21 protein-coding genes are annotated in these 21834 nt (G+C 35.6%); 8 read left to right on the plus strand and 13 right to left on the minus strand.

The window, feature by feature from the left end; all coding sequences use genetic code 11:
* Positions 1-49 precede the first annotated feature (49 nt).
* Positions 50-1060 (minus strand): TRAP transporter substrate-binding protein, encoded by a 1011-nt coding sequence (locus U9966_RS04985; protein WP_306346826.1) that lies wholly within the window; start codon positions 1058-1060, stop codon positions 50-52.
* Positions 1061-1368: 308 nt separating this feature from the next.
* Here U9966_RS04985 and U9966_RS04990 point away from each other — a divergent pair, with 308 nt between their 5' ends.
* A complete protein-coding gene (locus U9966_RS04990) occupies positions 1369-1857 on the plus strand; it encodes a gluconokinase (protein WP_306346927.1) in 489 nt (162 codons plus the stop codon).
* 7 nt (positions 1858-1864) lie between these two features.
* On the opposite strand, the gene gntR is transcribed toward U9966_RS04990, so the two are convergent.
* The 12 genes from gntR to rsmH all read right to left on the minus strand — a co-directional run bounded on the left by gntR (position 1865) and on the right by rsmH (position 13141).
* Positions 1865-2863, minus strand: a complete 999-nt coding sequence (gene gntR / locus U9966_RS04995) for a gluconate operon transcriptional repressor GntR (RefSeq protein ID WP_306346827.1) — start codon at positions 2861-2863, stop codon at positions 1865-1867.
* Complete coding sequence (locus U9966_RS05000; RefSeq protein WP_306346828.1) at positions 2863-3690, minus strand: D-hexose-6-phosphate mutarotase; 828 nt, start codon at positions 3688-3690, stop codon at positions 2863-2865. Before U9966_RS05000 ends, gntR begins: the two co-directional genes overlap by 1 nt.
* 147 nt (positions 3691-3837) lie before the next feature.
* A complete protein-coding gene (gene pgeF / locus U9966_RS05005) occupies positions 3838-4614 on the minus strand; it encodes a peptidoglycan editing factor PgeF (protein WP_306346928.1) in 777 nt (258 codons plus the stop codon).
* A gap of 8 nt (positions 4615-4622) precedes the next feature.
* Complete coding sequence (locus tag U9966_RS05010; protein WP_306346829.1) at positions 4623-5012, minus strand: RidA family protein; 390 nt, start codon at positions 5010-5012, stop codon at positions 4623-4625.
* A 42-nt stretch (positions 5013-5054) separates the two neighbouring features.
* Positions 5055-5855, minus strand: coding sequence for a class II glutamine amidotransferase (locus tag U9966_RS05015; protein ID WP_211597143.1), 801 nt, complete (start codon positions 5853-5855; stop codon positions 5055-5057).
* A 63-nt stretch (positions 5856-5918) separates the two neighbouring features.
* Positions 5919-6413, minus strand: coding sequence for a SprT family zinc-dependent metalloprotease (locus tag U9966_RS05020; protein ID WP_306346830.1), 495 nt, complete (start codon positions 6411-6413; stop codon positions 5919-5921).
* Between the two features lie 312 nt (positions 6414-6725).
* The gene (locus U9966_RS05025; protein WP_306346831.1) at positions 6726-7916 is read right to left on the minus strand and encodes a BaiN/RdsA family NAD(P)/FAD-dependent oxidoreductase; all 1191 of its coding nucleotides are present in this window, start codon (positions 7914-7916) and stop codon (positions 6726-6728) included.
* 3 nt (positions 7917-7919) lie between these two features.
* Positions 7920-8399: a tRNA (uridine(34)/cytosine(34)/5-carboxymethylaminomethyluridine(34)-2'-O)-methyltransferase TrmL gene (gene trmL, locus U9966_RS05030; RefSeq protein WP_306346832.1), complete on the minus strand. Its 480-nt coding sequence runs from the start codon at positions 8397-8399 to the stop codon at positions 7920-7922.
* On the minus strand, positions 8393-9883 hold the full coding sequence (gene murE / locus U9966_RS05035; RefSeq protein ID WP_306346833.1) for a UDP-N-acetylmuramoyl-L-alanyl-D-glutamate--2,6-diaminopimelate ligase: 1491 nt from the start codon (positions 9881-9883) through the stop codon (positions 8393-8395). The genes trmL and murE overlap by 7 nt, the downstream gene beginning before the upstream one ends.
* A 2-nt stretch (positions 9884-9885) precedes the next feature.
* Entirely contained in the window at positions 9886-11862 is a 1977-nt protein-coding gene (locus U9966_RS05040) for a penicillin-binding transpeptidase domain-containing protein (protein ID WP_425325396.1), read from the minus strand.
* 16 nt (positions 11863-11878) lie between these two features.
* Positions 11879-12190 carry a cell division protein FtsL gene (ftsL, locus tag U9966_RS05045; RefSeq protein ID WP_306346835.1) on the minus strand — a complete coding sequence of 104 codons (312 nt, stop codon included), beginning with the start codon at positions 12188-12190 and terminating at the stop codon, positions 11879-11881.
* Between the two features lie 9 nt (positions 12191-12199).
* Positions 12200-13141, minus strand: a complete 942-nt coding sequence (rsmH, locus tag U9966_RS05050; protein WP_306346836.1) for a 16S rRNA (cytosine(1402)-N(4))-methyltransferase RsmH — start codon at positions 13139-13141, stop codon at positions 12200-12202.
* 153 nt (positions 13142-13294) lie between these two features.
* Here rsmH and U9966_RS05055 point away from each other — a divergent pair, with 153 nt between their 5' ends.
* The 7 genes from U9966_RS05055 to lolE all read left to right on the plus strand — a co-directional run bounded on the left by U9966_RS05055 (position 13295) and on the right by lolE (position 21768).
* A complete protein-coding gene (locus U9966_RS05055; RefSeq protein WP_306346837.1) occupies positions 13295-13732 on the plus strand; it encodes a DNA polymerase III subunit chi in 438 nt (145 codons plus the stop codon).
* Positions 13733-14047: 315 nt separating this feature from the next.
* On the plus strand, positions 14048-14218 hold the full coding sequence (locus U9966_RS05060) for a hypothetical protein (RefSeq protein WP_306346838.1): 171 nt from the start codon (positions 14048-14050) through the stop codon (positions 14216-14218).
* Positions 14208-14804: an ATPase gene (locus tag U9966_RS05065; RefSeq protein WP_306346839.1), complete on the plus strand. Its 597-nt coding sequence runs from the start codon at positions 14208-14210 to the stop codon at positions 14802-14804. Before U9966_RS05060 ends, U9966_RS05065 begins: the two co-directional genes overlap by 11 nt.
* Before the next feature lie 236 nt (positions 14805-15040).
* Positions 15041-17905 carry a valine--tRNA ligase gene (locus U9966_RS05070; RefSeq protein ID WP_306346840.1) on the plus strand — a complete coding sequence of 955 codons (2865 nt, stop codon included), beginning with the start codon at positions 15041-15043 and terminating at the stop codon, positions 17903-17905.
* 70 nt (positions 17906-17975) lie between these two features.
* A complete protein-coding gene (locus U9966_RS05075; protein WP_306346841.1) occupies positions 17976-19547 on the plus strand; it encodes a phosphoethanolamine transferase in 1572 nt (523 codons plus the stop codon).
* A 287-nt stretch (positions 19548-19834) separates the two neighbouring features.
* Complete coding sequence (gene lolD, locus U9966_RS05080) at positions 19835-20518, plus strand: lipoprotein-releasing ABC transporter ATP-binding protein LolD (protein ID WP_211597154.1); 684 nt, start codon at positions 19835-19837, stop codon at positions 20516-20518.
* Positions 20518-21768, plus strand: coding sequence for a lipoprotein-releasing ABC transporter permease subunit LolE (gene lolE, locus U9966_RS05085; RefSeq protein WP_306346842.1), 1251 nt, complete (start codon positions 20518-20520; stop codon positions 21766-21768). Before lolD ends, lolE begins: the two co-directional genes overlap by 1 nt.
* Positions 21769-21834: the final 66 nt, after the last annotated feature.

Here is a 21834-nt window from a genome sequence, read left to right on the forward strand (position 1 = left end):
AATATCCATAAGGTGGGAAAATCTCTCCCCACCTCTATTATTTCAGCTATTATAATAAATCTTTAGCTTTTAGATATTTTGTTACAGAGTCATAAACTTTCTGTGCATTTGGCGAACTTTTCGCAAATTTTTCCCATTGTGTTTTAGCAATAGCACGGAATTTTTTACGTTCTTCTGCTGACCAGTTATGAATCGTGATTTTTGGATTTTTCATTGCTTCTTTCACCGCTTCTTCATCTGCTTTTTTCAATGTTGAAGTAATATCTATTGCAAAATCATTTACCGATTTAACTAATAATTCTTGTTGTTCTTTGGTCATCTCATCCCATTTTTTCTGACTAATAGAAACGTCAATTAAAGGTAAAGAGTGAAAACCTGGTTGAACAGGGTGTGGAGCAATATCATTCAAGCCATTTTTATGGTTTGTTGAGAATACGGTATAATCCGCTGCATCAATAACTCCTTTGCTTAATCCAGTAAAGACTTCTGAACCCGGTAAATTAACAGGTGCTGCACCTGCGGCTGCAAAAACTTGTTGAATTAAGCCTTCAGGTGCACGTAATTTCAAACCTTTTAAGTCTGCTACACCATTAAGAGGTATTTTTGAAACAAAAGATTCTACACCTGTAGTTGATGCTCCAACAAATTTTACACCATAAGGTTTATATAATTCAGTCAGTAACTCATTACCACCACCATTATTCATATAATCAAGTAGTTGGGAAGTATCAGACCACGCTCCCACCATATTACCGAGTAAACCAAAGGCAGGATCTTTTCCTGAGAAATAACTTAATGCCGTTACGTGACCATCAATAATTCCCATTTTGATAGAATCTAAGGTTTCGGTGTGTTTTACAATACTACCAACAGGTAATAGATCAATTTCAATTTGACCGTTAGAATCTTTTTTAAGTTTTTCCACCCATTTTTTCTGAATTTGGAAATTTTGGTCACCAGATGGATCTGATGATTGTATTTTTAATGTAAGTGCTGATGCTGATAATGCAGACAATGAAAATGCACCTGCAACTAAAAGAGAAACTAGCTTTTTGTTCATAAGAATACCCTCAATGAAAGTAGTTAGAAAGAAAGTAAGCAATAATAATTCATTATCCTTACCTAAGATAACTAAAAGTTACCAGTAACAGTAATTCGTTGCAAATGCTATTTTTGAAATTTGTGACATAGCTCACAAATAAAGATTTTAATCGCAAAATCGCTTTAATTTTATTCAAAATTTTCTTTTTAAGATAATATTTTCCGTTTTTATGTCTTGTTACCGATAACATAAAAAGGTAGAATATTTTCAGAATGTCTAATTCTAGGAGGTGAGTTGTGTCGAACATAGGGAAAAGTTTTGTTTTAATGGGGGTTTCTAGCACAGGTAAAACTAGTGTTGGAACTGCTGTTGCACGACAACTTGGCTTAAAGTTAATCGATGGTGATGATCTACACCCAAGAGCCAATATAATAAAAATGGGACAAGGTCAGCCGTTAAATGATCAAGATCGTGCTCCTTGGTTAGAGCGTATTCGAGATGCAGCTTTTAGTCTTGAGCAGAAATCAGAAAAGGGGATCATCATCTGTTCGGCATTAAAAAAACAGTATCGAGATTTAATTCGAGATGGTAATCAGAATGTAAAATTTATCTTCTTATCGGGTAGCTTTGATCTTATTTTGGAGAGAATGCAACAGAGGGAAGGACATTTTATGAAAACGGATATGCTAAAAAGCCAGTTTGCAACCTTAGAAGTACCACAAGCGGATGAAGATGATGTTTTTCATATTAGTATTGATTGTACATTTGAAGAAGTTGTTGAAAATTGTATTGCTCAGATAAAACCTCTGATTTAACAACTGGTTAAATGCTTTCTCCTAAATGAATACGATATCCTAAATTAATAATATGGCTTTGCTGGGGTTGGTTATTTAATCGTTCTAATAGCTGTGTCGCAGCTACTTTTCCTATTTCCAAACGAGGTGTAATGACTGTTGCTAGCTGTGGCGTCATTGACTGACCGACATTGTGACCGTGAAATCCTGCAATAGCAATTTGTTCTGGTACTTTAATTCCTAAACGCTGACACTCAAATAATGCTCCAATAGCAAGGTCATCATTGGTACAAAATATACCATTAGTATCTGGATATTTTTCTAAAGTTTGATGTAACTGTTTTGCTCCAAGACTAAAAGAAGAAGATTCTTCAGTTGTAATACAATGTGGAGTTAACCCATATTTTTGCATTGCTTGTGTATAGCCTTGCATTTTTAGTTGGGTGCGTTTATCCATTCGAGCAGAGAAGTAAACAATCTGTTTATGTCCTCGATTTATCATTGTTTCTGTCATAGATTGTGCCGCAGCTACATTATCAAACCCAATTGCTTGATAAGAGCCAATTTCACTGCATTCCATAATTTCTATAATAGGAATATTTGCCACTTTAAGCATTTTCAAAGTACGAGGGCTATGATGATTTTCAGACAAAATTAACGCATCCACATTATAAGAGAGCAAACTCTCAATACGTTGTTCTTCCTTTTTTATACTATAACCATAGTGAGCAAGCATTGTTTGATAGCCCGCAGGATCAGTGACTGTTTCAATGCCTTTGATTACATTAGCAAAAACTTGGTTGGTTAAAGAAGGCACCAGTACACCAATAGCGTGACTTTTGGCATTGGAAAGAATATCAGGTGCACGATTTGGAATATAACCAAATTCCTCAAGTGCAGTAGCAATTTTTTGTTGAGTTGCCACCGCAACAGAGTTTGGATTTCGTAAATAACGGCTCACAGTCATCTTCGTAATGCCAAGATGAGAGGCAATGTCTTGTAATGTTGGGCGTTTATTTTTTATCATTATTCATCTACTACTTTAATTGTCACTGAAACTTGATCACCTTGTGAGAGTGGTTTATCAAGACGAGCGGTTTCAACACATACCATTGTTTTATACCCTTGCTTACTCATACCACTGGTTGCTTTATGCCAAGGATTCCAAAATACCGTATTACTTGCATTATTATGCGTAATCTCAATTTTACGCTGATAAGTTGGATCAGTAATATGCTGTGTTGCAGGAGAGACAATTTTATAAATACAATCAACATTTTCTGTAATTTGACGTGGCGAAGGGACTTGTTCAGGTTGTTGAGTCAGAGAATTGAAACATTGTGTAGGTAAACCCGTTACTGAAATATTATTAATATCTGCAATATTAAAATAACTGTGTAATGCAACTTCAGCTTGCTCATTGCCATAATGTTTAAAGGTAATCTCACAAATATCGGAGAATATCATTGTTATTTTAGCTTCGATAATATCATCATCAGAAAAAAGGGAAAATTCAAGTTTTGCCTTTTCTTCATTAATGTCATAGCCACTTAATTGCCATAATGAAATACGAGCATAACCGTGTGAGGGCGATTGCTTACCACCAAACCAAGGATAACAAATAGGGATGCCACCACGAATTGCAGTACCCAATTTAAAAGGTTCTATATCACTTAACCAAAGCACATTTTGAGCAGTATCTTTTGGTTGCCAGCTTAATAAATGAGCCCCTTGCAATGAAATAAATGCGTGCCCCAGCTTGTGTTTTAATACAATGATGGGAATTTCATTACACTGCTGAAGGCTAAGTTCAGGTGTTATCTGTTTAATAAAATTAAGTTGAGGGTTTAACACGTTGTTTGTCCTTCTTTTTTAATTTGCAAATTTTTGAAGCCCCAAGCCCCCCCTCCTCGCCTCCCCCCGCAAGCGGAGGGAGGAATGAATACATTAAAAATTTTCCTCCCCCAAGCGGAGGAGTGAGTATATACTGTGTATACACCACTAAAAATTTCCCTCCCCTGCTTGCGGGGGAGGGTTAGGGTGGGGGCAAATCCAAATAAGCGTTGCTATTCTACCTGTTTTCCCATCACGGCGATAAGAGAAAAATTTATCTTTTTCTGTATAGGTACAATGCTCTCCACCTGAAATTTGAGTAATACCTAATTTATTTAAACGCTGAGTCGCAAGTTTATACAGATCACCATAGTATTTTTCTTTTTCACTTGGGTCATTTTTAAAACATTGAATAGCATTAGGATCTATATCACAAAATTGTTCCACCACGTCTTTACCTACTTGAAAGGCTTTTTGACTAATGGCAGGAGCGAGCCAAACATTTATTTCTGAAGTAGGGCTGTGAAATTTTTTTACGGTTTCTTCTAAAATACCATCACATAATCCTCGCCATCCTGCGTGAGTGGCAGCCACTTCTGTCCCCTCTTTATTACAAAATAGTACAGGTAAACAATCAGCTGTCATTACAAGGCATACTTGATTAGGTTGATTGGTATAGACTGCATCTGCTTCTAAATTATTGTCTGAGTAGGGGAGTGTGATTACTCGAGTGCTGTGAGTTTGAGTTAAATAAAGAGGAGAATTTGGTAAATTTTGTGCAATAACTAACCGCTTGCGATTATTGGCTACGGCAATAGGATTGTCTCCTACGTGATCCCCTAAATTTAAGCTATCAAAAGGGAAAAGGCTTTCGCCACCTTGTCGCAAGGTAGTGAAAGCCTTAATGTGTTTAGGTATATTCCAACTAGGTTGGATCACACGAATATCAGTCATTATTTTCTAACGGCAATCGCTTCAATTTCAATACCTGCATCTTTTGGTAAACGAGCCACTTCCACACAAGAGCGAGCAGGGAATTGTGGATGATTATTTTCTTCAAAGAAAGCATCATATTCAGCATTTACTGCAGCAAAATCATTTAAATCTTTTACAAAAATAGTGGTTTTCACAATATCAGCAACCGTTAAGCCCGCTTGTTCGATAATTGCTTTCACATTTTCAAGAGATTGACGTGCTTGTTTTACGATATCAGCGGGGAATTCGCCTGTTGCAGGATCAATAGGAAGCTGACCAGAAGTAATGATCATATTGCCTAAATCTACTGCTTGTACATAAGGACCGATTGCAGCAGGTGCTTTTTCAGTATGGATAAATTGAGTCATTAGAATTCTCCTTAGTATAAATAATTTTTAATAATTAATGTGTTAAACATGGGACTTACAAGGTGGCAGTGTTCCAATAATTTCGAATAGTTTATCACCATCCTTAAAGAAAACATAACCGCCATTTTTCATTTCTGTCCAATTTTCATTTTTGGTTAACGGTTGAGTAGTAATAACAGTAACTTTATCTTTTTCTGTTGTATATTGACTAAAATCAATCACAACATCATCTTCACGAAATACTTTACAAAATGGATATTTACGTGTCACATAATGTAATTTTGTGGCACAGCGAGCAATCATCCATTCACCATTAGAAAGAATAAAATTAAATACCCCTTTTTCTGCAATTTTTTCAGAAATCTCGACAACAGCATTAAAGATTTCCATTTCGGATGGTTTGTTAGGAAAGCGTTTTTTTAGTGCAGCAACCATACAACAAAAAGCACGTTCAGAGTCTGTTGTTCCAATAGGTTGGTAATGATTGTTTACACATACTTCTAAATTTTCTACTGTACCATTATGTGCAAATACCCAATTTTCACCCCAAATTTCACGAATAAAAGGGTGAGTGTTTTCAATATTTACTGCGCCTTCTGTTGCTTGACGAATATGTGCAATAACATTAAAGGATTTAATTCGATAATTTTTGACGACATCTCCAAGAGGTGAAAAAGCCGCAGGTTGATTATCTCTAAATACACGGACTCCTTTTCCTTCAAAAAAAGCAATACCAAAACCATCTGAATGTTTATCAGTTATACCTGCTCGCAGTCTAAATCCTTCAAAAGAGAATGAAATATCTGTTGGGCTGTTACAGTTCATTCCTAATAATTGACACATTTATTGTTTCCATTGATTAAAAATTTATTTTTATTATATGAAAGCATTATACAACAGGAATAATTAAACATTAATCATTAATTTCAATGCTTTTCGACAATTTTTACAAATATAACGTCGTCCTTTTTGTTGTATCGCATTATGGCGTTTTATGGTTAATAAATGAGTTTGGCAGTCACACTTATATTGAAAATTTTGTCTAACTGATCCCAATTCAAATTGATGGCACGTTTCAGCTGGTACACCAAAAACCTGTTCCATTAAGGCTTGCCACTCTTTGCCGTGTGGTTTTACTTTGCCGAATTGCTGATAAACAATAATGTGAGCGAGTTCGTGTGGCACGACATTTTTGATAAATTCATCGCTGTTTTCTTGCAACAAAATCGGATTAAAGCGAATTTCATTGCGTTGCAAATAGGCTACGCCTGCCTTTGCACCACGCACATTATAATTCACTTTTGGTGTAATAAATTCTTTCTCAAAATACGTATTCGCTAAGACAAGGGTTTGCTTTAATTTACGCTGAACTTGTATTTTTAATATTCGCAATTCTGTCATTATTTAATTGCTATTTATACAAGTAGCCAGTAATTGCTTTGCTTCTGTTGTTAGGCTTTTTTCTCGTTGCCACTTATGAGAAAATGTGCGAATTTTTTGATGTTGTTTCAATATTTTATATTCCTATGTTTAGGTTATTTACAGGGTGCTGTAAACTTTTATCTATTGATTTTTTTAATTAATAGTTAGCCCCCACCCTAACCCTCCCCCGCAAGCGGAGGAGGGAATTTTTAGCTTATTTAACCATTCCTCCCTCCGCTTGCGGGGGGAGGAGTGGAGGGGGGGCCTCAAGATTATTATATTACAATAAATTTAATCCCCTAAAATCCCTTTCGCACAGACAAAAGCCGATGACCACGCCCATTGAAAATTATAGCCCCCAAGCCAACCTGTGACATCAAGCACTTCGCCGATAAAATAAAGCCCTTTCGTTTGTTTGGTTTCCATTGTTTTTGAAGAGATAAAATCGGTATCTACGCCCCCTTTGGTGACTTCGGCGGTGCGATAACCTTCCGTTCCATTTGGGACAAATTGCCAATGGTGGATAAATTGCTCTAAGTGAGTTAATTCGACTTTACTTAAATCGGCAATAATTTTTTCTTTTAATAATTTTTGTTCAAACCATAATTCAACTAATTTTTTAGGAAGATGTCGACATAACACGCTTTTTAACTGTAATTTAGGCGAAGATTGACGAAGTTCATTCAAGACGTCAATGATAGACGCTGTCGGTAATAAATCAATTTCAACACTGTCCCCCAATTCCCAATAATTTGAGATTTGTAGCATTGCAGGACCTGACAATCCACGATGTGTAAAGAGCATTTGATTTGAAAAAGATTGCTCACCACAAGTCACGGTGACTGGCAATGCGATCCCCGAAAGAGCAACCAATATTTTATCTTTTTCTTTATAAGTGAAAGGCACAAGGCTTGCTCGTGGTGGCAATACAGGGATATTAAATTGCTCCGCGATTTGATAACCAAAAGGTGTCGACCCAAGGGCTGGCATTGAAAGTCCACCTGTTGCAATCACTACATTTTCTGTTTGATAAGTTCCACTAGCGGTATGAATATGATAAAAATTTGCAAATTTTTCAATTAATGTTACCGCTTGTCTAAGCTGAATATCCACTTTGCCACTTTTATCGCATTCGGCTTTCAACATCGCTACGATCTGCTCTGCACCCTCATCACAGAAAAGTTGACCTAACTCTTTTTCGTGATAGGCAATGCCGTAGCTTGCCACCATTGAGATAAAATCCCATTGCGTATAGCGAGCAAGGGCTGATTTCACAAAGTGGGGATTTTTGCACAGATAATGGTGCGGTGAAATTTCCATATTGGTAAAATTACAATTTCCACCACCAGACATTAAAATTTTGCGACCTAGTTTTTTACCGTTGTCTAGCACAACAACGGATTTGCCACCTTGCCCTAACTGACTTGCACAAAAAAGCCCTGCTGCACCTGCACCGATAATGACGACATCAACATTTTTCATCAATTAAATATCCTGTTTTGGAACACAGTTCTGATAGCCAAATTGTCGCCACGCTTCATAAACCACCACAGCAACAGAATTGGATAAATTCATACTGCGACTGTCTTTACACATCGGAATACGGATTTTTTGGCTCATTGGTAAGCTGTCTAAAATTATTTTTGGAATGCCACGACTTTCAGGTCCAAACATCAAAAAATCACCCAATTCATAATTTACTTCGCTATGATTAGGTTCACCTTTGGTGGTTAAAGCAAATAAACGTTTAGGTTTAGCTCGTGCCATAAAGTCATCAAAGGAAATATATCTTTGAATATCTACAAATTCCCGATAATCCAATCCACTACGGCGTAATTTTTTATCATCCCACGTAAAACCAAAGGGTTCGATCATATGTAAACGAAAGCCACAGTTGGCACATAAACGGATAATATTACCACTGTTTTGTGGAATTTCAGGTTCAAATAAAACGATATCTAACATAAATTTTTCTTCACTTCTTCTTGATCTGAAAAAGGGTATTTTTTCAAACCAATAATTTGATAATCTTCGTGTCCTTTACCTGCAATTAGTACGACATCTTTCGGATCAGCTTTTGCTATGGCTTCTTGTATGGCATATTGGCGAATATGTATGATTTTTACTTTTTTTGGCTTAATAAAGCCTTTTAAAATATCGTTAGTGATAACTTCAGGATCTTCAGTGCGAGGGTTGTCATCGGTCACTATCACCTTATCGGCGTAACGCTCAGCAATTTCTGCCATTTGAGGGCGTTTCCCTGTATCACGATCACCGCCACAGCCAAACACACAGCATAAGTCACCTTCACAATGTAAACGAGCAGCTTGCAACGCCTTTTCAAGGGCATCTGGTGTATGAGCATAATCAACAATGGCGGTTGGATATCCTTCTGTACTAAAAGATTCCATTCGTCCACGAACGCCTGTTAAGAGCGGTACGATTTTAATTAAATTTTGCAAATTATGTCCTAGCACCAATAAACTTGCTAGTGCGATTAATAAATTACTCACATTAAATGCACCAATTAATTTACTGTCAATTTTGCCATTGCCCCAGCTTGAGGAAAATTCAATGCTTGCACCCTGTTGAGTAAAGGTAATATTCGTTGCTTGTAACCATTGTTGTTGAGTTATTTTTACTGTTGGATCACAACTAACAGCGATGGCATTGGGTAAATTTTCAAGCCATTTTTTACCTACTTCATCATCAAAATTAATAACTTTATGTTGTGTAGTTAATTCATTAAATAGACGAAATTTTGCCGCTTTATATTCATCCATTGTGTTGTGATAATCTAAATGATCACGGCTTAAATTGGTAAAAATGGCAACATCAAAATCTAGTGCTTCAACTCGGTGTTGAACTAAACCGTGTGAAGAAACTTCCATTGCACAAAAATCTGCTTTTTGTTCCATAAATTGAGATAAGTATTGCTGAATTTCTACCGCAGAACCTGTGGTATTAATGGCTTCTTGCATATCAGGATACAAACCGTTTCCAATTGTTCCCATTACTGCTGATTTACCCCCTGCTAAGTTATGCCATTGAGCTAAAATCTGTGCCACAGTTGTTTTGCCATTGGTTCCTGTTATACCCACTAAGGTGAGTTTTTTTGAAGGATGAGCATAAAATTCGTCTGCAATTTGTGACACTTTTTTTGCCAAATTAGGGATCTCAAGGATAGGGCAAGCGGTAAGATCTTTTTCATTTTTTGCAAATTTTTCAGAAAATGTCACCGCTTGTTGATCTGCTTCTGCTTCACTTAAAATTAACTTTGCCCCTTGTGATATTGCCACTGGGATAAAATTTCGTCCATCAACTTGATGTCCTTTTAATGCAATAAACAAGTCGCCTTGTTGAACTTGGCGACTATCTAATCTTATTTGATTTAATGTGATTGGCTCACATTTTTTAAGTTCTGGAATGAGATGAATTAATCGTTTCATTATTATTTTTCACTTTCTAAATTATCTGGTTTAATATTACGTTCTCTTAATGTGTAGCCCATAATTTTTGAGAATACGGGAGCAGAAATTGCTCCGCCATAATATTTTTTACCTCGAGGCTCATTGATTAGTACTACTAAAGCAAAGCGAGGGTCACTTGCAGGAGCAACGCCTGCCGTATAAGCAAGGTATTTTTTAACGTATTGTTTATTTTCAATTTTTTGAGCAGTTCCTGTTTTTACTGCCACTCGATAGCCATCAACAGCCGCTCGAACACCACCCCCGCCTTTTTTAGCGACACTTTCCATCATTCTGACCACATCTTTAGTGATTTTTTCAGGAAGAACACGTTCTCCAATAATAGGTGGAGTCACTTTAGTAATAGAGAGCGGTCGATAAATTCCAAAACTACCTAAAGTGGCATAAGCTCTTGCTAGTTGTAATGGCGTGACTTGTAAGCCATAACCATAAGCAACAGTCGCACGCTCGATATCTGACCATCTTCTACGCTCACCATTGGTACCTTGTCTTTCACCTAATCCCAATTCAGTATCTTGACCAAAGCCAACTTTGGTATAAGTATTCATTAAAGTTGCTGGTGACATTCTTAACGCTAAACGGCTTACTCCGACGTTACTGGATTTTTGTAAAATACCTTCAATTGATAACTGATCCCTTGGTGCAACATCGTGAATAGTATGTCCATTTACTTTAAATGGACGAGTATTAATCACCTCGTCTCTATAAGTCACCCCATTTTGTAATGCGGTTAATACCACAAAAGGTTTTACTGTTGAACCGGGTTCAAAGGTATCGGTAATGGCACGATTTCTCGCTAATTCAGGTTTATATGTTTTACGATTATTTGGATTAAAAGAAGGTGCATTTGCCATTGCCAATACTTCACCAGTAAGAATATCAACCAACACGGCGGTACCAGATTTTGCATTATTTTCTATTACGGCTGTTTTAATTTCTCGATACACCATTGTTTGTAATTCTTCATCAATACTTAATATTACATCTTGAGGATCGTATTGTTTTTCATTATGAATATTTTCAATGACATTACCTCTAAAATCTTTACGAATAACTTTTTTACCATTTTTACCAATTAATAGTAGATCAAAACTTCTTTCTAACCCTTCTATTCCGTGTTTGTCATTTATATCAGTAAAGCCCACTAATTGAGAAATAGCCTCTGATAGTGGATAAACGCGTAGGTATTCTGTTTTTAAAAATAAGGCGGTAATATTGAGATCTTTTGCGTAGTTACCTATTGCTTCGGAACGATGACGATCGATATACATAAAACGACGATGCGAATATTTATATATTTTAGTCATTAAATGCCCATAACTTTTGTGGAGGCTTCTTGCTAATGCCCGCATTTTGATTTTTTCAATCTTTGCGGCTTCTTTATCTAAACGGACAAATTCTGAATTAGGGTTATTATGTACTTTTTGTAATAATAAGTTGTAATCAAGCCCTGTGACTCTGGCGAGTAATGTCCAATACTTATTATCATTAGGATTTAAAATAGCACGAGGACTGTATTTAGATTTGGTCTGTGGTTTTAAAAAATGACTTAAATTAGATTGGATGGCACTTGCTGATCCGCCTACTTCCATTGCGAGAATTTTCCAACGAGTACGATTGCGTTTAATTTGTGTATCAAAATATAATTTAGGATCAAAAGTGATTGAATAACGAGGATCACTGACAGAAAGTAAACGGTTATTACGATCCAGAATACGTCCTCGTGTAAAACTGAGTTTTTGAGTTCGAATAGAACGATTATTGGCTTCTTTAATTAATTCTTCTGAATCAAAAATTTGAATATAGGCAACTTTTCCAATTAAAGCACATACCATTAGAAAAAGGGTAAAATAAACACTATAAAATCGAAAAGGCAAATAGCTCTTTTCTTTTTGTTTATTTTCTGGGTCATTTGATTTTAACTTTACTGATGCCATTATTTATTCAACTCTATATTTATTCAATGATGATAATTTCTTGTTCTTTTTGTATTGATTGTAAACCGAATTTTTTTGCTGCAGCCACAACTCGAGGTTTTTGTGTTTTTGAATTCTCTTCTAATTGTAAATGCAAATATTGGTTATTTAATTGATGTTGCTGTTTAATTAATTTTTCTTTTTCTGTAATCAATAAACGAGTTTGGTGAGTAATCCAAACGGTAATAACCGCTGTTCCTGTTAATAATAATAAAAGCAAAATTGCCAATTTATTATTATTGACTAAATCATCGAAAATCACCTGTCTTAATGGATAATGTTTATTTGTCATTTTTATACCTTATCGCTTTTCTGCTATTCTCAACACGGCACTACGTGAACGAGGATTGAGATTAATTTCTTGCTGTGAGGGTTTAATCGCTTTGCCAATCGTTTTTAATGGAATATCTTTATTCAATTCACTTTCTAAAATCGGCAAGCCTTTGGGAATCACTTTTCCTTTACTATTTCTACGCATAAATTGTTTCACTATTCGATCTTCTAACGAATGAAAACTAATAATAGAAAGTCGCCCTGCTTGATTAAGTACACTTAACGCTGAATTTAACGCCTTTTCTAGTTCATCCAATTCACTATTGATATAAATACGAATTGCTTGAAAAGAACGAGTAGCAGGGTGTTTATGCTTATCTTTAAAAGGCACTGCCTCTGCAATAATTTTAGCTAATTGTAGAGTCCGAGAAATTTTTTCAATATTCGATTTATTATAATTCACAATCGCTGTTGCAATACGCTTTGCAAAACGCTCTTCACCAAAGGTTTTTAATACCCAACTTAAATCTTCAATAGACACCTGTGCTAACCATTCCATTGCGGATAACCCTTTTGTGGTATCCATTCGCATATCCAAAGGACCATCTTTCATAAAACTAAAACCACGTTCAGCCTCATCAAGTTGTGGCGAAGAAACGCCAAGATCGAGTAAGATGCCATCAATTTTGCCCGTTAATTGTAATTTTTCGCAAATTTCAGGAATAAAAGAAAACGCATTATGTTCAATATGAAAACGAGGATCAGAAATCGTTTGAGCTTCAGCAATCGCACGAGGATCACGATCGATACCAATCAAACGCCCTTTTTCGCCTAATTGACTCAAAATTAATCGAGAATGACCACCACGCCCAAACGTACCATCAATATAGATACCATCAGGCTTAATTGCTAATCCATCTACTGCTTCATTTAATAAAACAGTGATATGTTGAGGGGCATTGCTCGTCATTTTGTGTACCAATTAGTTAAAAGTAAATTCAGAACTAGAAATTTTAACGTTTTACACTAGATACGACAAGCGGTTTTATCATTATCTGCGTATGTACTTTTTTATTCTATTCCGTTAAAATTACTCTTTTATTTTAAACGGGTTAAAAAATCTGTGAAAAAAGCAACGTTTTACCTACTTCAGCAACAAAAAATAGGCGACTATGATGCAGTTATTTCTGTAGCCTGTGATTTAGTCGCAACTGCGTGGCGTTCAGGTAAACGAGTATTAATCAGTTGCGAAACTGAAGAGCAGGCTTTAGATATTGATGAAGTGTTATGGGAAAGAGATCCCAACCAGTTTGTGCCACACAATCTATCAGGCGAAAGCACCACTTATGCGACACCTGTTGAAATCAGTTGGAAAGAAAAACGCAATACACAACGCAGAGATTTATTGATTAACTTACAAAATCAAGTACCTGATTTTATTAGTAGCTTTAACCAAATTATTGACTTTGTCCCTGTTGAAGAAACACAAAAAGAACAAGCAAGAGAACGCTATAAACAACTTCGCCAAATGGGTTGGCAGTTGGATACAGAAAAAATATAGCCCCCCTCCTAGCCTCCCCCCGTAAACGGAGGGAGGAATGGTAGTGCCCACAAGTGGAGAGAGAAACGACATATTCCCTCCCCCGCTTGCGGGGGAGGGGTAGGGTGGAGGATTTACAAGAAATTTATAAAACACTATCCAAATAAAAAATTGAAGTTGTGGCTTATATAAAATAATTTATCAGATTGTTCTAAATTAAAAATATAGATTTATAAATTAAATAACAAGCGGTTACATTTTTATAAAAATTTGCAAAATTACTACAAAATAACGTAGAGACAGGGTATGCCCTGTCTAAAAAAATGAAGAAACAATATGAAAACACGAGAAGAGTTACTAGCCAAACAACACCAACTAAACGTACTATTTTCTGCTTTTATTAAAGAAAAGAAAAAACACGAGGTTTTGACTTTTCAACGAGATAATGGCGAAATTATAAAACATTACCCAAATGGAAAAATTGAAGTTGTGGCTTATGCAAAATAATATTAGTGCAATTTTCTATTGTGGTACAAACGGTGCTGGAAAATCAACTTTACGAGATTTTAATCAAGATCCCGTACAGATTTTAATTGACTCTGATCATATTGCTCAACGTATCAACCCAGATAATCCACGTCTTGCAGATTTGGAAGCAGGTAGAAAAGCAATACAATTATTTAATTTTGCAATAAAAGAGAAAATTCCATTTTCAATGGAATCTACTCTTTCAGGAAAGTCCATTATTAAGCGAATAGAAAAAGCAAAAAATGAAGGATTTAATGTTAAATTGAATTATGTAGGTGTAAATAATTATTTCATTAACATTGAACGAGTTAAAGCAAGGGTACAATTAGGTGGCCATTTTATTGATGAAGAAACAATAAAAAATCGTTATGACATAAGCAATGATAATTTGATAAAGGTTATTTCATTATGTGATGAAATTTTTATTTATGATAATTCACAAGAATTACCGAAAGTTATTTTTTATATTTCAGACAATACAATTATTCAGCTATCTGACATTATTCCAACTTGGTGTCAGAATTTACTAAAAATCCTGTTAGTAAAAGGATTAAATTTAGATTAAATAATAAGTGGTTACCTTTTTATAAAAATTTACAAAATATTACAAAAATGTGACCGCTTAAAAACTAACACCGTAGGGGAGGATTGAATGAGCGTAGCGAATGGAATATCCTCCCGAAAAATGTAGATTAACGAGCGGGAGCATACACGCAAATAAGTTTGCTAATGCTCCCCTTGTATTATAAAACCATCAAGATTAAACTAATAATTTAAAAAACAGAAAACAGAGAAACCACAATGACACAAAAATTTGAAATGGCAGATCGTTTTAATGCCAGCGCAGTAGAACAAGCACTTTATAAACACTGGGAAGAAAGTGGTTATTTTAAACCGACAATGACGGAAAATAATCCAAGTTTTTCAATCGCTATCCCACCGCCAAATGTAACAGGTAGCTTACATATGGGACACGCATTCCAACAAACTTTAATGGATACCTTGATCCGTTTTAATCGTATGGAAGGCAATAATACCCTTTGGCAAGCAGGAACTGACCACGCGGGTATCGCAACTCAAATGGTAGTTGAGCGTAAGATCGCAGCGGAAGAAAACAAAACACGCCACGATTATGGACGTGATGCTTTTATTGATAAAATTTGGGAATGGAAATCACAATCAGGTGGCACAATTTCTGAACAAATGAAACGTTTAGGCAACTCGGTAGACTGGGAGCGTGAGCGTTTTACAATGGACGATGGTTTATCAGAAGCGGTAAAAGAAGTGTTCGTTCGTTTACACGAAGAAGGCTTGATTTATCGTGGTAAACGCCTTGTAAACTGGGATCCAAAACTTCACACTGCGATTTCAGATTTAGAAGTTGAAAACAAAGAATCAAAAGGCTCTATGTGGCATTTCCGCTATCCATTAGCGAATGGCGAGAAAACCGCAGACGGTAAAGATTATGTGATTATTGCCACTACTCGTCCTGAAACAATGCTTGGCGATACGGCGATTGCGGTACACCCAGAAGATGAGCGTTATCAAGCGTTAATCGGTAAAACGGTATTATTACCATTAGTAAACCGTGAAATTCCAATTATTGCCGATGATTATGTAGAAAAAGAATTTGGAACAGGCGTGGTTAAAATTACCCCTGCTCACGATTTTAACGACTACGAAGTGGGTAAACGCCATAATTTACCGATGATCAATATTATGACCATCAATGCGGATATCCGTGATGTGCCAGAAGTGGTGGGATCAAACGGTAAAGAATTAGCGGATTTTGACGCTGAAATTCCTGCGGATTTCCGTGGTTTAGAGCGTTTTGTGGCTCGTAAAAAAGTCGTTGCTGATTTAGACGCATTAGGCTTATTAGAAAAAATTGAGCCACACGAATTAAAAGTACCTTATGGCGATCGTGGTGGTGTGCCGATTGAGCCAATGCTAACGGATCAATGGTATGTTGCGGTGCAAGAATTAGCAAAACCTGCAATTGAAGCAGTAGAAAATGGCGATATTCAATTTGTACCAAAACAGTATGAAAACTTATATTTCTCGTGGATGCGTGATTTACAAGACTGGTGTATTTCTCGCCAATTATGGTGGGGACACCGTATTCCTGCGTGGTATGATGAGCAAGGTAATGTTTACGTTGGTCGTGATGAAGCAGAAGTGCGTCAAAAACACAATATTGCTGAAAATATCGCATTACGTCAAGATGATGATGTGCTTGATACGTGGTTCTCATCAGCACTTTGGACATTCTCAACTTTAGGTTGGCCAAAACAAACCCCTGAGCTAAAAATGTTCCACTCAACGGACGTATTGATCACTGGTTTTGACATTATTTTCTTCTGGGTTGCTCGTATGATTATGATGACGTTGCACTTTATGAAAGACGAAAATGGCAAACCGCAAGTACCATTCAAAACTGTGTATGTAACAGGTTTAATTCGTGATGAAAATGGTCAAAAAATGTCAAAATCTAAGGGGAACGTGCTTGATCCATTAGATATGATTGACGGTATTGATTTAGAGTCGCTTGTTGAAAAACGTACTGGCAATATGATGCAACCACAAATGGCAGCGAAAATTGAGAAATCAACTCGTAAGCAGTTTGAAGACGGTATTGCCGCTCACGGAACGGACGCTTTACGCTTTACCCTTTCAGCCTTAGCAACCAACGGACGTGATATTAACTGGGATATGAAACGTCTTGAAGGTTACCGTAATTTCTGTAATAAATTATGGAATGCGAGCCGTTTTGTACTAACTAATGAAAAATTAGATTTAAGTGAAGGCGAGATCGAATATTCAGTCGCTGATCGTTGGATCGAATCTGAATTTAACCGCACTATTGAAACATTCAGAAATAGCTTAAAACAATTCCGTTTTGATTTATGTGCCACAGCTATTTATGAGTTTACGTGGAATCAATTCTGTGACTGGTATTTAGAGTTAACTAAACCTGTTTTCGCAAACGGCACACAAGCTCAAATTCGTGGTGCAAGTTACACCTTGATTAACGTTTTAGAAAAATTATTACGTTTATCACACCCAATGATGCCATTTATTACCGAAGAAATTTGGCAAAAAGTGAAAGGTTTTGCGGATATCGAAGCAGACACCATTATGCTACAACCATTCCCACAAGTGGAATCTGAATTAACCGATCTTGATGCAGAAAAATCAATGAACTGGTTAAAAGATGTGGTAACGGCAGTGCGTAACATCCGTGCAGAAAGCAACATTGCACCAAGCAAAGCATTAACTTTATTATTCAGAAATGCGACTGAAAATGACCGCTTAATGTTAGCTGAAAATGAAGTGTTACTAAAAGCAATCGCTAAACTTGATGAAGTGAATTTGCTAAATACTGATGAAAAAGCACCGCTTAGCGTAGCAAAATTAGTGGGTAATACCGAAGTGTTAGTCCCAATGGCAGATTTCATCAATAAAGATGCGGAGCTTGCTCGCTTAAACAAAGAGATCGAGAAATATCATAACGAAATCAGTCGTATTGAGAAAAAACTCGGTAATGAAGCCTTCGTTGCCAAAGCTCCAGCTCAGGTTATTGAAAAAGAAAAAGCCAAAATGGCAGATTACCAAACCGGCTTAGAAAAATTACAAGTTCAATATAAAGAAATTGAAGATCTGTAATTAAGTAGAACGAGATAGGCGTATCAAAGTGCGCCTATTTTTTTATATCTATTATTTAAGGATAAACTAAATGAAACGTAATCTTTTAATTTTAACTATTTATTCATTGGTTTTGTTTGCCAGTGAGATTTTATATCGTTATCTTTTTAATCTTCCTCCTTTAGGAAAACTGGCAGAAACTTTTGCGCTTATTTTTTTGATTCTTTCTCTTTTCTTTTTTGCTAAATATCGTTTTACGCAAATCATTATTGGTATCTTTGTTGCATTTAGTCTTGTTGTTAATAATGTTCACTACGCAGTGTACGAAACTTGGCTCACTAGTCGTAATTATTTACTGATGTTTTCTGAAATTAAAGAAGTAGCTAGTGCAGGTATTAATATGATTGATAAAGTTGCAATCCCTATGTTATGGGGGGGAGTAGAATTGCTGTTCTTTCTTTCAATTGCACGCTTTAGACGTAAAAATACTAAATTTATTTTTGCTGATATTCTTTTCTTTTCCATTATTATCTTTTTATGTGCACGAGCCTTTAAAACAAAAAATGACAACGGCTCAGTGTTAAGAAGTAATTACTCTAGAATTAAAGTTCATACTTATGCTTTTACTAATTTTTTTGGCAGAACGTTACCTTATGAATTCTTTCATTTAAGTGATGTTCCTTTGTATTTACATCCTAAGCCTACAGCGAATAAACCTAAAATTAATAATATTATTTTTATTACAGGTGAAAGTTTTAGTGCCAATCATGCTCACGTCTTTGGCTACCCAAGAAATACGACGCCTTTTTTAGATAAAATGCTGAATAATGAAAATGCAATGCTTAAAACAAGTTATTCTACTGGTTTGCTTACTGCATTATCATTGCCTGCTTTCTTTAATGCTATACCTTATCCAAATGGACTTAAACAGATTGATAGTGGTAATACAAATTTCTTTAGATTGGCTAAAGAACAAGGTTATACAACCAATTATCACACATCACAGCCAGAGTGGGCGATGAGTATTTTAGATATTATGGGAAAACGTTGGATAGATACTTTAACATTACCAACACAACAAACAGGCTCATTACATCAAGGAATGAATGATCACAAATTATTGCCTTATTTAGATAAGATTGATTTTACTAATAACAAACATTTTTTTGTCTTACATCAACGTGGTTCACATATGAACTATGCTGAATATTTAACTGAAGATGAAAAAATGTTTAAAGGAAATACGCCTGTTGATAACTATGACAGTACAATTTATAACACCGATTTATTAATTAAAAAAGTATTTGATAAGTTACAAACATTACCAAATAAAGATTGGGTTTTAATTTATACATCGGATCATGGTCAATATGTTACCAATGAAAACTACCATCAAGGTACCAATAGAGAAGCAAATTATAATGTACCTGTTTTCATTTATACACCAAATAAAGCTTTAAAACAGTTTGTTGATCAAAGTTTTAATCAATGTGGGAAACTTATTCATCATCAATTGGCAACCTTTATGATCAATATTATGGGCTATGATATGCCGATTAGTGGTTGTAAAACAGGAGTGATCAATTCTGAAACATTAAGCGGAGATGATGGTTATTTGAAAATATCTGAGAATAAAGTAGAAAAAGTTTATCCTTCACATTAAATTTTATAAAATTTCATTTATGATGTAGTGTTTGAAATTCATCATTTCTCTCCTTATCTCCACCTACAAACGGAAGGAGAAATGAGAAAATAAACTAAATATTTTCTCCTCTGTTTGCAGAGGAGAGCATAGAGGGAAAAAATTAGATTGTGAACAGTATAATTTATACCTTATTTTTAAGAAGAGTAGATATTTTTTGAAAGTTGAGAGAAAGTAGCTGCTTTTATTTGTAATTTTGCTCAAAATTCCGCAAAATAGCAGTAATGTTTTATTAACTAGATTTTAAAATGACAACTCAATTACTTCACTGTGAAAATATCAGCAAATTTTATCAAGAAGGTGAACAAAAAACACAGGTTTTAAATAATATCTCTTTTTCAATGAATGAGGGAGAACTTGTGGCGATTGTTGGAAGTTCAGGCTCAGGGAAAAGTACTTTATTACACACACTCGGCGGATTAGATCAACCAAGTAGTGGTAAAGTATTTATTAAAGAGGAATTACTACAAAAACTAAACAGTAATAAATTGGCTCGCTTACGTAATCAATACCTTGGATTTGTGTATCAGTTTCATCATTTAATGGCAGATTTTAGTGCGATTGAAAATGTAATGATGCCAATGTTAATTGGTAAAAAAAATAAAACGGAAGCAAAAGATCGTGCAGAAAAGATGCTACAAGCAGTAGGGCTGGCTCATCGTTTAAGTCATCGTCCATCTGCTCTTTCAGGAGGAGAGCGTCAGCGTGTTGCAATAGCGAGGGCGTTAGTAAATGAACCTGCTTTAGTACTAGCTGATGAACCGACAGGGAATTTAGATCGCAAAACAACAGAAAGTATTTTTGAGTTGATTAAACAACTCAATGAAGAACAAAATATTGCGTTTTTATTGGTTACTCACGACTTAAATCTTGCCAGTCAATTTTCTCGCAAACTTTGTATGCAAGATGGCGTGTTGAAAGAGGAATTATAATGAATACGCCTTTTTTTATTAGTTGGCGATACCAAGCAACCAAACAAAAAAATCGCCTTGTTTCTCTTATTTCATTATTTTCTAGCATTGGGATTGCTCTTGGCGTTGCTGTGTTGATTATTGGATTAAGTGCAATGAATGGGTTTGAACGAGAACTCAATCAGCGAGTGCTTTCTGTGGTTCCTCACGCTGAATTATTATCTTATCAAAATGGGCAATTACAGCCGATTGAAAAGGGAAAAGAATTAGAAAATTTGGTAAAAAATAATCCAAATGTGACCGCTTCAGCCCCTTTTGTCAGTTTTACCGCATTGATTGAAAATGGTTCAAAATTAAAAATTGTACAGGTAAAAGGGGTTTCAGCGGATAAACAGCAACAAGTCAGTGCGTTACACCAATTTATTGAACAATCACAATGGCAAACCTTCAAGCAAAATGGTGGCTTAATTTTAGGGGCAGGCATTGCTCGTGATTTAGGTATTAATACTGGTGATGAGATTACTTTATTATTGCCAGAAACCCAAAGTGATAACAAATTTGCTCAACCACAACATTTTAGTTTAACCGTGACTGGTATTTTACGCTTAGATGGTCAGCTTGATCATAGTTATGCTTTAATTCCTATTGAAAAAGCTCAAGAGTTACTTGCTTATAGTACTTCTCAGTATTCAGGAATTGAACTCTCTGTTAAGTCACCTTTTAATGTAAAAAATCTGACTATGCCTGAATTGGAGCAATTTCCTCAAGCTCTCTATTTACAAACGTGGATCGATAAATTTGGGTATATGTATAACGATATTCACCTTATCCGAACTATTATGTATATTGCAATGGTCTTGGTAATCGGTGTGGCGTGTTTTAATATCATCTCTACTTTGGTAATGGCAGTGAAAGATAAACAAGGGGATATTGCCATTCAGCGAACCCTTGGTGCAAATAACTATTTCATTCAAAAAATATTTCTTTGGTATGGATTGATTTCAGGAATGAAAGGGGCGATTTCAGGAATTATTTTAGGTGTAATTATTTCCCTTAATCTTACCGCTATTATTAAAAGTTTAGAAAGTTTTATTGGAATAAAATTACTTTCAGATGGGATTTATTTCGTGAATTTTTTACCGAGTGAATTACACTGGTTAGATATTGTATGGGTGTTATTAGCAACGGTGATATTAAGTTTAGTTGCTAGTTTGTATCCTGCCATTAGAGCCTCTAAATTAGAGCCAGCTAAAGTGTTAAGTGGGCATTAAGCTCACCCGCCCTCCTAGCCTCCCCCCGCAAGCGGAGGGAGGAATGACCAGATAAATTAAAAATTC

Source organism: Pasteurella atlantica (genome assembly GCF_963693435.1).
Lineage (GTDB): Bacteria > Pseudomonadota > Gammaproteobacteria > Enterobacterales > Pasteurellaceae > Phocoenobacter > Phocoenobacter atlanticus.

Bases quoted from the DNA above. Each gene is read 5' to 3' on its own strand.
- U9966_RS04985 (WP_306346826.1), bottom strand. From the start codon at position 1,060: ATGAACAAAAAGCTAGTTTCTCTTTTAGTTGCAGGTGCATTTTCATTG.
- U9966_RS04990 (WP_306346927.1), top strand. From the start codon at position 1,369: ATGGGGGTTTCTAGCACAGGTAAAACTAGTGTTGGAACTGCTGTTGCA.
- gntR (WP_306346827.1), bottom strand. From the start codon at position 2,863: ATGATAAAAAATAAACGCCCAACATTACAAGACATTGCCTCTCATCTT.
- U9966_RS05010 (WP_306346829.1), bottom strand. From the start codon at position 5,012: ATGACTCAATTTATCCATACTGAAAAAGCACCTGCTGCAATCGGTCCT.
- U9966_RS05015 (WP_211597143.1), bottom strand. From the start codon at position 5,855: ATGTGTCAATTATTAGGAATGAACTGTAACAGCCCAACAGATATTTCA.
- U9966_RS05020 (WP_306346830.1), bottom strand. From the start codon at position 6,413: ATGACAGAATTGCGAATATTAAAAATACAAGTTCAGCGTAAATTAAAG.
- U9966_RS05025 (WP_306346831.1), bottom strand. From the start codon at position 7,916: ATGAAAAATGTTGATGTCGTCATTATCGGTGCAGGTGCAGCAGGGCTT.
- trmL (WP_306346832.1), bottom strand. From the start codon at position 8,399: ATGTTAGATATCGTTTTATTTGAACCTGAAATTCCACAAAACAGTGGT.
- murE (WP_306346833.1), bottom strand. From the start codon at position 9,883: ATGAAACGATTAATTCATCTCATTCCAGAACTTAAAAAATGTGAGCCA.
- ftsL (WP_306346835.1), bottom strand. From the start codon at position 12,190: ATGACAAATAAACATTATCCATTAAGACAGGTGATTTTCGATGATTTA.
- rsmH (WP_306346836.1), bottom strand. From the start codon at position 13,141: ATGACGAGCAATGCCCCTCAACATATCACTGTTTTATTAAATGAAGCA.
- U9966_RS05060 (WP_306346838.1), top strand. From the start codon at position 14,048: ATGAAAACACGAGAAGAGTTACTAGCCAAACAACACCAACTAAACGTA.
- U9966_RS05065 (WP_306346839.1), top strand. From the start codon at position 14,208: ATGCAAAATAATATTAGTGCAATTTTCTATTGTGGTACAAACGGTGCT.
- U9966_RS05070 (WP_306346840.1), top strand. From the start codon at position 15,041: ATGACACAAAAATTTGAAATGGCAGATCGTTTTAATGCCAGCGCAGTA.
- U9966_RS05075 (WP_306346841.1), top strand. From the start codon at position 17,976: ATGAAACGTAATCTTTTAATTTTAACTATTTATTCATTGGTTTTGTTT.
- lolD (WP_211597154.1), top strand. From the start codon at position 19,835: ATGACAACTCAATTACTTCACTGTGAAAATATCAGCAAATTTTATCAA.
- lolE (WP_306346842.1), top strand. From the start codon at position 20,518: ATGAATACGCCTTTTTTTATTAGTTGGCGATACCAAGCAACCAAACAA.